At 43.2% G+C, this 1,391-nt stretch carries 2 protein-coding genes; one reads left to right on the top strand and one right to left on the bottom strand.

Annotated elements, in window-relative coordinates; all coding sequences use genetic code 11:
• The coding region (locus tag R7P72_RS24420; RefSeq protein ID WP_318110885.1) for a lytic transglycosylase domain-containing protein at window positions 1-439 on the top strand (439 nt) is incomplete at its 5' end.
• Window positions 440-939: 500 nt separating this feature from the next.
• On the opposite strand, the gene R7P72_RS24415 is transcribed toward R7P72_RS24420, so the two are convergent.
• Window positions 940-1,391: NUDIX hydrolase (locus R7P72_RS24415; RefSeq protein WP_318110884.1), on the bottom strand; the 452-nt coding region annotated here is incomplete at its 5' end.

The following is a 1,391-nucleotide window of genomic DNA, read 5'->3' as shown; positions in this document are numbered from 1 at the left end:
AGCCGTTTCTCACGCCAACGCCGCGGGATTATGGCAATTGATTCCTGCAACAGCGATGCGCTTTGGTTTAACGGTTGATTCGAATGTGGATGAGCGTTTCGATACCCAAGCCAGCACGAAAGCTGCATTGGACTATCTGGCGTTTTTATACAACAAGTTTGATCAAAACCTCGCATTAACGCTGGCGGCCTATAATGCAGGAGAAGGCCGAATTGCTCGCGCTATAAAGAAAGCGGGCACCGATGACTTCCAACAGCTCACTCTGCCAAAAGAAACACATCAGTACGTCAGTCGTTTCTTCGCCTTGGAAAAACTGATAGATATCGGGCAGTTACAACACTCTTCTTTTCAGCCATTGCTTCTATTTGCTGCTGAATCTGCGGCACCATCACAGCCTCTGATCGACTTTAGTCGACTTCCTCCACTCGTTAATTTGTGATAATAATCACCAAAACAACGAATGTCAGAAGAACGTAAAATTACAAGATCCTGTTCTGCTAATTTAAAAACTCGTGATCTCGATGCAAACGTGTGCAAAAAAGTTAAGGTAATGTATCTCAAGAATAAGAAAGAGTAGTGGTTTACTGATAATAGTCCAATTTGCACTTGTTTATTGGATAGATATGCATCACATTACGTGTGCAAAAAAGATGAAAACCAATGGTTGGACCTATTAATTATTTACACACTAAATATAAAACGGCTATTGTTTTCATAGTTTGAAACAAAACTCAGAATATCGAGATGACGCTTCGCTTGCGCGTCTGGAATAAGTCCTGGTTCCGGGGGGGAGCGCGGACTTTTTTATTGCGCTTAATTGCGTAAAGAAGTGAATGATTAAATCCCTAAACACATCTACCTAACCACTTCTAAAAACGCTTACTGAAGCTCATTCCCATTCAATAGGTATGATCTCAGTCTTCGGCACTCTGGTGACAGCTAAAGCAACTCTTTAGCGATCAGGTGAAGTAAGAACGTTTCACGTTCGATACTCATTCCTTTCTTCGGGCTTTCTGCCATCGTCTTTTCGTTATGTGCTATCGCTTCATGGACATTCATCCAAACTGGACGCATACCATTCTTCACTTCGTAATCTTCATACGCTGTCTCGCCCAGCTCACGATCGATTTTGCATGTGTAACAGTACGAAATCATGTGCATCACGTCGGCATCGTCTTTGTACCAAGGACGAAACTCTTCAAAAATGCCGAATGGTTTGATGCTATGAATATTTTGCGCCCCCGTTTCTTCTTCGAGTTCACGGACTAGCCCTGCAATCACATCCTCACCTTCATCAATTCCGCCACCAGGTAGCGTGTAATCGTGATAACGCTCTGTGTAGAGCAACAACACATCTTCACCATCAAGTACAATGGCACGCGCTGCATTAC

The organism is Vibrio sp. Vb0888 (assembly GCF_033338835.1).
GTDB classification, from domain to species: domain Bacteria; phylum Pseudomonadota; class Gammaproteobacteria; order Enterobacterales; family Vibrionaceae; genus Vibrio; species Vibrio alginolyticus.
This window is presented reverse-complemented; position numbering and strand designations above follow the sequence as displayed.